Consider the following 9,604-nt stretch of genomic DNA (forward strand, 5'->3'; position numbering starts at 1 on the left):
GTAATGCGTGAACTGATTGCGCATGTAACTTCTGATAATTTAATCGGCAGAAAAATAAAAAGCGGAGAGCTTAGAAAGAAACTGGTGGAACCTGCATGGAAATGCCCGGAGCACTATGTTTTAAAAGATATTGAGCTGAAAAACTGCAGAGCGGAACTGCTAGAAGCTGAGAATCCTAATAATACGCAGATTGTGCTTCAGCTTCACGGCGGCGGCTATATCGGAGCTATGCGCAATGCGTACCGCAGTTTTGCGGGGCTGTACAGTGAGCTTGGAAAGGGCATACCGGTGTTTACTGTAGATTACAGAGTGGCGCCGGAACATCCGTATCCTGCGGCCCTGGAAGATGCCATTACTGCATACAACTGGATTTTACAGCAGGGATGGCAGGAGCATGAAATTGTGGTTGCCGGAGATTCTGCCGGCGGAGGGCTGGCCATGGCGCTGTGCATGTATCTGAAAAAACAGAGCCGGAAGCTTCCGGCCGGTATTATTGCCATGTCCCCCTGGACAGATCTTACAGCTTCCGGAGAATCTTATGTGGAAAACTATACAAAAGATCCGCTGTTTGGAAACACCAGGGACAGCCTGATTTATAATAAAGATTATGTACAGGATAATGATCTGGCGAATCCTTTTATTTCTCCGTTATTTGGAGATTTCAGAGGATTTCCGCCTATGCTGATTCAGGTGGGAAGCTATGAGATGCTTTTGAGCGATTCTGTTTCAGCGGCCAGGAAAGCAAAAGAAGCAGGTGTGAAAGTCCGTCTGAGTATTTATGATGAGATGTTTCATGTATTTCAGATGGCCCTGCTGCTGCTTCCAGAGTCTAAGAGAGCCTGGGCCGAAGCAGGAAAATTTCTGGAGATCATTAGAAATGGACGGGGTACAGGGCAGAAGATGCATGATACCGAAACCAGAATTTGATGGTACGGCTGTAAAAATATAAAATCAATAAAAAATATCCCTGCAGAAGGTATTTTCTATATGAGAATACCATAGCTGCAGGGATGTTTTTTTGTCACTTATCCGATGATGACAGGTCGGCCCTGAAAAATCAGGAACGTTCTTTTTTGATTTTTACTAGTTCGAAAACAAGCAGGATTACAATACCAAAAATAAATCCCGGAATATGGAAGGTGGATATGGTCATAGCATCCTGAGGAATATCAAGGGTTTCTGGTCCCTTCACAATTGCATAAAGTGATCCGATCATTAATCCAATGATAAAATAAATTGTCTGGGGACGGAATCGTTTCAGACAAAATTTTACCAGACGGATAATAGCCAGAATACCAGTGATAATTCCAAGGGCAAGACAAATCAAAATCTTTATGTTTGAGAAATCGCCGCTCAGTACATCTTTGATTGCGCCTGTGACAGGCATGTATAGTCCAAAAATAAGAAGCATGGTGGAACCGGAAATACCTGGAAGCACCATAGCTGAAATGGCAAGCATTCCCACTAGGAAAATATAAATACCGTTTCCAAAAGTTAAGCTGGAAAGATTTAAATGCAGTCCTTCACCGCCGGAAGCCGGGTTGCCCATTGCGATAAGCACAACGGCAGCGATTCCAAGAATCAGGAAAATAATATGTTTGTAATGGCCTGCCACGGAATCTTTTTCCTCCCGGATGACAATAGGAATTGCACAGACAGTCAGGCCTAAGAATACAGAGCTGACTACATAAATGTGTGACGCAAAAAGCGTCGTTAAAATAGAAATGGAAAGGCAAAGCCCGATAACCCAGCCAATTCCAAGTTTCACTAAAAAGACAATTGCCTTTTTCTTCTCTTCTTTGTTTCCAAGAAATAATCCATCCAGCGAATTAATAAACTCATCGTAAAATCCCATCAGAAAAGCGATGGTTCCGCCGGAGACGCCAGGTACGCTGTCTGCAACTGCCATGCAGAACCCCCTGACTGCGTTCAAAATAAAGCCCATGTTTACCTCCATGATTATAATACTGAAAGAATTTTGATGTGCGGCATATGCCGGTTGTTGCACAGCCAAATTCTGGAGCCTATTATATCATGGTTTTTTCATTCTGCACGATAATTTTTTGGATTTTAGAAAATATTAAAAAAGATTTTGAATTTCTGCTATCTGCCTCCAAGAAAAAATGTCGAGAAAACAAATAAAGTCCTGTTTATGGGACTTTGGTTTTGAGAGAATACATGCAGATACAAAACAAAAAAGCATTTCAATTTGCAGGTAGCGTGTTTTAAACAGATTGAGAAAGGGGTTTTAAAATGAATAAAGTAATAAAAATGCGGGACTGGAAAAAACGGAAGAATAAAACAAAAAAAGATAAATCACAGGAATATCTGGATGTTATGACTCTTCTGGTATACACGGTAATTGCCATGGCGGCGGCTGTCTGCATCCTTGCATTGACAGCTCTCATTACTCAGACAGATGTAACATCATGGAATAATACAATTCTTGTCAGCGTATTTTTTATATTGACGGGAATCATCAGCGGAGTATTTTTGCTGCAAAAATAAAGCGGCTGAAAACAGGTTCCATTTATAGACAATAGTTGACAATTTCTGAGAAGCCCTACTATAATGAAAATAAAGCAAATTGTATTTTTAATGATTTGCGGATACCAGATCTTGTGGAAGTCAGATAATTCAGGAGGATTTTATGAGAAAGTGGAACCGTTTCGGAAAACGGATAATAACATATACAACAGCAGCTGTACTGGTATTTTCAGGTCTGATGGTCCAAAGCGGCATAACAAGTCATGCGGCTACGTATATACAGTATGACTGCAAAGTGAGAGATGCCGCAGGTGGAGAAGAAGTGGTTGACGGCCTAAAGGCCGGTGCCCAGGTAAAAGTTCTTTCTTCCGGGACCAGTGCGGATGGCAGTACATGGAATCAGGTAGAATACACTTCAAATGGGACTACCAAGAGAGGATGGGTCCGGGCGGATCTGATGAGCGGCAATGCACCTGCAGATCAGGAAACAGATAATAATTCGGATACAACAAAAACGGATAATCAGACAAAACAAGAACCCCAGGAAAATAATAATGATAATAAGTCCGATGGACAGGATACAACAAAAAGTACTGCAGAGGATGAGCAAAAAGACAAAGAACCGGAAAGTAAAGAACCTGAGAAAGGCTCTGACGGAGCCGATACTTCTGCTGATGTATCAGCTATTTCCGGAGACGGATATCTTCCGGACGGAGAGGATTCTTTCTTCGTAAGAGGAGAGTCCATGAAGATTTCCGGTCAGTTTAACAAAGAGGATATTCCGCAGGGGTTTTCGGAGACAAAGATTACATATAACGGAAAAGAAATTAATGTTTTAAAGGCAGATAAAGGGGAATTATTCCTGTTTTATCTTAAGGGAGAGGAAGGCGGAGATTTTTATGTATATGATACGGAAAAGAACTGTGTCGTATCTTTTATAAAATTAACCGCAGGAGATGCTTCTGTTATTTTGACACTGCCGCCATTGGAAGAAAAAGTTGCCTCTTCCTACGAAAAAACAATTTTTGCAGTCAATGAGACGGATGGGATTACGGGATATCTCTATAATCAAAACGAATCCACAATGCGCCTGGATGCCGTGGCTGGTGAGTATTATTATATATATGGTATGTCGGCGGATGGCACGTATCAGTGGTTTTTATATGACAATGTAGAAAAGACATTCGTCCGGTCAGCCACAGATCTTAGTGTTGATCTGAATGCGGACAGTGAGAAACAGCAAAAAGAGACCCAGTCCTGGCAGAGTATTGGCCGTATCATTATCATTGGTGCCGGAATTGTATTTCTGATTCTGCTCCTTATTATTATTTCTCTTGGAATAAGGTGCAGACGATTGAAAAAACATATTCCGGAAGAGGAATTGGAAGAAGAGGAAGAAGAACCTCAGGAGGAGCCGGTATCAAGAGCTGAGCGCAGGCGTGAAAGACGCAGATACCGTCATTTTATGGAAGATGATGAGGAGGCAGAAGCTGAGGATATAGAAGCAGAACCGGAGTCTGCTGAGCCAGAAGGAGAGCATGGAGAGGAAGTTCTGGTAGTAGACGGAGAGGAATACGGACTGATGGGAGATGCGGTGCAGGATTCAGAAGCTGAAGTTTCGGAACCGGAAAGGGCTTCTGCAAATAAGAAGAAAAAAGAAGAAACTCAGGATAACTGGGATGACGATTTGGAATTTCTGGATTTGTAGTAAAGGTATTTTACATTTACATTCTGTATAGAGAGAACCAATAAAGCAAATGATAAGAGCATTCTGTGAAGGACAATATCACAGAATGCTTTTCTTACTCTACAGAAAATACTGTGTTGCGATAAAGCTGAATTGATGAGCCTGGCCGGATGCTCCTTAGGGCTCTTTATTCTTGACAATACGGGCGCTGCTGTTATATTATCGGTATAACACACGTGAAGCAGGTGATAGTAATGTACATTGAGATTGATTTTGACAGTGAAGAAGCGCTTTATATGCAGCTTAGAAATCAGATAGTTATCGGAATTGCAAAAAAAGTATACCGGGAGGGAGATTCTCTGCCTTCTGTGCGTCAGCTGGCAGAGACTGTGGGCATTAATATGCACACTGTAAATAAAGCCTATAGTGTTCTTAAGCAGGAGGGGCTGATCCGGCTGAACCGCGGAAAGGGAGCCGTGATTGCTCTGGACGCGGATAAGCTGAAAGCCATAGAAGAAATGCGGCTGAACCTTCAGATTGTGCTGGCAAAAGCATGCTGTAAGAATATCAGCCGGGAAGAGGTCCATGGGTTGGTGGATGAAATATTTAATGAATACTAAGGCGCAGAGTTAGAAATAAGCAAGATTGGAGGGCCGTGTATGATACGACCATTTACAGATCAGGCAGAAAATGCAATGAAATATGCCGCTCAGTCTGCGGGCGGTATGGATCAGCGTTATATAGGAACAGAACATATACTGGAAGGGCTGTTAAAAGAAGAAAGCGGAATTGCCGGACAGATTTTAACAGAATTGAAAATATCAGAAAAAAAGGTGGCGGAACTGGTAGAGGGACTTATGATTCCGGGCCGCAGAGTGATGCTTAAGGATCCGGAACAGATGACGCCGGAAGCTGAGCGGCTGCTGGATAGGGCGGACAGGGCTGCTAGTCGGTTTCACAGTAATAAGATAGGAACAGAACATATATTATTCGCTATGATTCAGGATAGAGAGTGTTCTGCCTGCCGAATTTTAATTGCTCTTGGAGTGAATCCGGCAAAAATTTATACGGATATTCTGGTTGCCATAGGGGAAGAAAAAAGCTATTCCAAAGAAGAAAGCAAAGCGTTAAGAAGCGGAAAAAAACAGCAGGTATCTGCAACGCCGGTTCTGGATAAATATGCCCGGGACATTACACTGCTTGCATCGGAAGGGAAATTAGATCCGCTGATTGGCAGAGAAGAGCAGATGCAGCGGATGATCAGAATCTTAAGCCGGAGAACGAAAAATAATCCCTGTCTGATTGGAGAGCCGGGAGTAGGAAAAACTGCCATTGTGGAAGGGCTTGCCCAGCGGATTGCAGAGAATCTGGTGCCGGAGATGCTGCAGAAAAAGCGGCTTCTTGCCCTGGATATGTCCGCAATGGTGGCAGGTTCAAAATACCGGGGAGAGTTTGAGGAGCGCATCAAGGGTGTGATACAGGAAGTGGAAAATGCCGGGAACGTAATTTTGTTTGTGGATGAAATTCATACTATGATTGGTGCGGGCGGAGCTGAAGGGGCAATTGATGCCTCAAATATTATGAAGCCGGCCCTGTCAAGAGGTGCTTTGCAGATGATAGGTGCCACTACTATTCAGGAGTATCGGAAATACATTGAAAAGGATGCGGCCCTTGAGCGGCGTTTTCAGTCTGTCAATGTTCCAGAACCCAGTACAGAAGAGACGGTAGAGATACTCAAAGGACTGCGTCCAAAGTACGAGGAACATCATCAGGTAAAAATAACGGATGCCGGTATTGAAGAGGCTGTAAAGTTGTCAGAACGTTATATCAATGATCGTTTTCTGCCGGATAAAGCGCTGGACCTTATTGATGAGGCGGCCTCGAAAGTACATCTGGGAGGGATAAAAGTTCCGGAAGCGCTGACAGCACAAAAAGAGCTGTTGGCTGCATTAAATGAACAGCTGGAAAATGCTATTGCAGATGGTGATATAGAAAGTGCGGCTGCGGCCAGAGGAGAACGTCTGAAAGCTCAGAAAAAGTATGATCGTATTTTGAAGAAGGTACAGAAAGATATTGAGAAGAAAAATCTTTCTGTTACAGAAAAAGAGGTGGATGATGTAGTTGCTGACTGGACTCATATCCCGGTACAAAAGCTCACAGAAAAAGAGTCGGAAAGACTTCGGAAGATGGAGAGTTTTCTTCATAAGCGTGTAATTGCACAGGAAGAGGCTGTCAGTGCGGTTTCTAAAGCCGTACGGCGGGGAAGAGTAGGATTAAAGGATCCCGGCCGTCCCATCGGATCCTTCTTATTTCTGGGACCTACAGGAGTCGGAAAGACAGAGATTTCGAAAGCGCTGGCAGAGGCTGTATTTGGCAGTGAACAGGCTATGATCCGGGTAGATATGTCAGAATATATGGAGAAGCATAGTGTTTCTAAAATGATTGGTTCTCCTCCAGGTTATGTTGGATATGATGAAGGGGGACAGCTGAGTGAAAAGGTACGGAGAAATCCTTACTCTGTAATTTTATTTGATGAAATTGAAAAAGCACATCCGGATGTATTTAATATTTTGCTTCAGGTGCTGGATGATGGTCATATTACTGATTCACAGGGCAGAACGGTAGATTTTAAAAATACAATCTTAATTATGACGTCTAATGCCGGTGCGCAGGCTATTGTAGAACCTAAGAAGCTGGGGTTTGGAGTAACGGATGATGAAAAAGAAAATTATGACCGCATGAAATCCAATGTAATGGATGAAGTAAGAAGGATTTTTAAACCGGAGTTTTTAAACCGTATTGATGAGATTATCGTTTTCCACTCTTTGAATAAAGATCATATGAAGAAGATTGTGACGTTGATGACCAAGTCTCTTGTCCACCGCTGCAGTGTGCAGATGAATATTACATTGAATATCAGAGATTCAGTAAAAAAATATATTGTGGATGAGGCATACGATCCCAAATATGGTGCACGTCCTCTTCGAAGGATGATTCAGACCAAGCTTGAAGATGCGCTGGCAGAGGAAATGCTGGAAGGAAAGATTAAATCCGGTGATGTTGTAGATGCAGGTGTCCAAAAAGGCACGGTAATATTTAAAGTACGAGAGGGTTAACGGGTATGGCCAAAGGAAAGACAACAGTATATTTCTGCCAGTCCTGTGGATATGAGTCTTCCAAATGGATGGGGCAGTGTCCGGGGTGCAGAGAATGGAATACCTTTGTGGAAGAAATTGTAGATAAAAAATCATCTGCCAAAACAACAGGGAGCCGTGAAACTGCAAAGATAGTGACTTTAAAGCAGATTGAAATGTCTAAACAGCAGCGGCTTCGGACACAGATACAGGAATTTGACCGGGTACTAGGCGGCGGAATCGTACCCGGTTCTCTTGTTCTGGTAGGTGGCGATCCCGGGATCGGAAAGTCCACTCTTTTGCTTCAGGTGTGCCAAAAGCTCAGCCAGATTTCTAGGAAAGTACTCTACATATCAGGGGAGGAGTCTTTGCAGCAGATCAAAATCCGGTCAGAACGTATCGGAACGTTTTCAGACAGCCTTACCCTGTTGTGTGAGACGAATCTTGCGGATATTAAAAATGTAATACAAAGAGAAAAACCGGAGATTGTTATTATTGATTCTATACAGACCATGTACAGCGAAGAGATTTCTTCTGCTCCCGGCAGTGTTTCTCAGGTAAGAGAGGCTACAGCTTCTTTTATGCAGATAGCTAAGGGTATGGGGATTACGGTATTTATTGTAGGGCATGTTACGAAAGAAGGCGTGGTGGCCGGTCCCCGTGTATTAGAGCATATGGTGGACACTGTTCTTTATTTTGAAGGAGATAGACATGCAGCTTACCGGATTTTGCGTGGTGTAAAAAACCGGTTCGGTTCTACCAATGAAATCGGAGTATTTGAGATGTGCGGCGACGGGCTGCGGGAAGTACAGAACCCTTCTGAATATATGCTCAATGGGAAGCCCAAAGGAGCTTCAGGTTCTATTGTAGCCTGCTCTATAGAAGGAACCCGTCCAATTCTTCTGGAAATACAGGCTTTAGTATGCCACAGCAGTTTTGGGATACCAAGACGAACCGCTGCGGGAGCGGATTTAAACCGGGTAAACCTGCTTATGGCAGTGTTGGAAAAACGCCAGGGGCTTCCAATGTCTTCTAGTGATGCTTATGTAAATATTGCAGGGGGAATCCGGATGACAGAACCCGCTATAGATCTTGGGATCGTACTTGCTTTGGTTTCTAGTTACCAAGATAAGGCCATATCAGACAAGACAATCTGTTTTGGAGAAGTGGGTTTAAGTGGAGAAGTTCGGGCTGTCAATATGGTACAGCAGAGAGTCCAGGAGGCAGAGAAGCTGGGATTTGAGAAATGTATTCTTCCTAAAGTATGTCTGGATTCGGTAAAAGAGATCAAAGGAATACAGTTAATAGGGGTTGCAGATGTTCGGGAGGCGATCCGCTGTATTGGTTCATAAAACAATCTGGTATTAGCGGCCGGCATTTTCCGGCTGCAGGGTACCCTGTGCTGTTATGCAGCAAAAACTCTAAAGTAAAAGATCTGTATAAACTATTATGCGGTAATTCACAAATGCGTCTTTCATGTTACTGCATTATGTTTGGAAAGAGAAGGATGAAAAACAAAAAAACTCGGAAAAAGTAAAATGAGATCTAAAAAAGTTGGAAAATGTTGTTGACAATCTAAAATAGAAGTGATATTATAATCGAGCTGACCGCGAAGAAGAAATTGCCAGTGAGTAAAATGTTCTAAAAAACATAAGGCAAATGTAAAGCTGGTTGGTAAAAATAACTTAAAAAAGTTGTTGACAAAGCATCTGATACATGATAAGATACAAAAGTTGCCAAACAACAACGAAACAAAGAACCTTGATAACTGAACAGTGAAATATCCTTGAAAGATTCAAAGAGATTTTTGTCAGCGAAGTGCGAGTGCACAGCCGGGCAGAAGGATGCTGCAAAAGCTTGTTTTTGGCAGCAGACTGGTGCACGGATGTATATGAGGCTTGCCTCAAACGAGATGAAGCGAAAGCGGAATCGAGTAAGGCGCACAAGCGGCAGATCATTCAAGAACAAAGCATAAAAATATGCAACCTAAAACAGTAAAACGTTTTAAAGAATTAGCCAAGCTAATTCTGAAACGGGATACAAACGATTGAAATTATGCCTGCGCATTCTGACGGCTCGGAAACAGAAGTTTCCTCGCTAAACGTCATTATGCCAATACATCTTATTTTCAATAAAGCTGTTCTGGAAAGCAGGCTTTCCGAACCCTTTCCTGAAAATAATTTGTGCAGGCAGAAATTAAAACACTTATATTTGAGAGTTTGATCCTGGCTCAGGATGAACGCTGGCGGCGTGCTTAACACATGCAAGTCGAACGAAGCACTTTTGCCGATTTTCT

At 42.8% G+C, this 9,604-nt stretch carries 7 protein-coding genes and 1 rRNA gene; 7 read left to right on the plus strand and 1 reads right to left on the minus strand.

All coding sequences use genetic code 11. The features are described 5' to 3' along the window. Positions 1–3: 3 nt before the first annotated feature. The gene (locus OCV88_RS15030; RefSeq protein ID WP_334307986.1) at positions 4–927 is read left to right on the plus strand and encodes an alpha/beta hydrolase; all 924 of its coding nucleotides are present in this window, start codon (positions 4–6) and stop codon (positions 925–927) included. Between the two features lie 130 nt (positions 928–1,057). On the opposite strand, the gene OCV88_RS15035 is transcribed toward OCV88_RS15030, so the two are convergent. After that, positions 1,058–1,945, minus strand: coding sequence for a DUF368 domain-containing protein (locus tag OCV88_RS15035; protein WP_262591445.1), 888 nt, complete (start codon positions 1,943–1,945; stop codon positions 1,058–1,060). 308 nt (positions 1,946–2,253) lie between these two features. On the opposite strand from OCV88_RS15035, the gene OCV88_RS15040 reads away from it, so the two are divergent. The 6 genes from OCV88_RS15040 to OCV88_RS15065 all read left to right on the plus strand — a co-directional run. After that, positions 2,254–2,508, plus strand: a complete 255-nt coding sequence (locus OCV88_RS15040) for a hypothetical protein (RefSeq protein ID WP_158426256.1) — start codon at positions 2,254–2,256, stop codon at positions 2,506–2,508. Between the two features lie 142 nt (positions 2,509–2,650). Beyond that, positions 2,651–4,195, plus strand: coding sequence for an SH3 domain-containing protein (locus OCV88_RS15045; protein ID WP_158426257.1), 1,545 nt, complete (start codon positions 2,651–2,653; stop codon positions 4,193–4,195). Between the two features lie 233 nt (positions 4,196–4,428). Then, on the plus strand, positions 4,429–4,794 hold the full coding sequence (locus OCV88_RS15050; RefSeq protein WP_158426258.1) for a GntR family transcriptional regulator: 366 nt from the start codon (positions 4,429–4,431) through the stop codon (positions 4,792–4,794). Positions 4,795–4,833: 39 nt separating this feature from the next. Then, complete coding sequence (locus OCV88_RS15055) at positions 4,834–7,290, plus strand: ATP-dependent Clp protease ATP-binding subunit (RefSeq protein ID WP_158426259.1); 2,457 nt, start codon at positions 4,834–4,836, stop codon at positions 7,288–7,290. A 5-nt stretch (positions 7,291–7,295) separates the two neighbouring features. Beyond that, positions 7,296–8,660, plus strand: coding sequence for a DNA repair protein RadA (gene radA / locus OCV88_RS15060; RefSeq protein WP_158426260.1), 1,365 nt, complete (start codon positions 7,296–7,298; stop codon positions 8,658–8,660). Between the two features lie 855 nt (positions 8,661–9,515). Then, positions 9,516–9,604, plus strand: a 16S ribosomal RNA gene (locus OCV88_RS15065); the annotation flags it as partial.

This window comes from Brotonthovivens ammoniilytica (genome assembly GCF_025566885.1).
GTDB classification, from domain to species: Bacteria; Bacillota; Clostridia; order Lachnospirales; family Lachnospiraceae; genus Brotonthovivens; species Brotonthovivens ammoniilytica.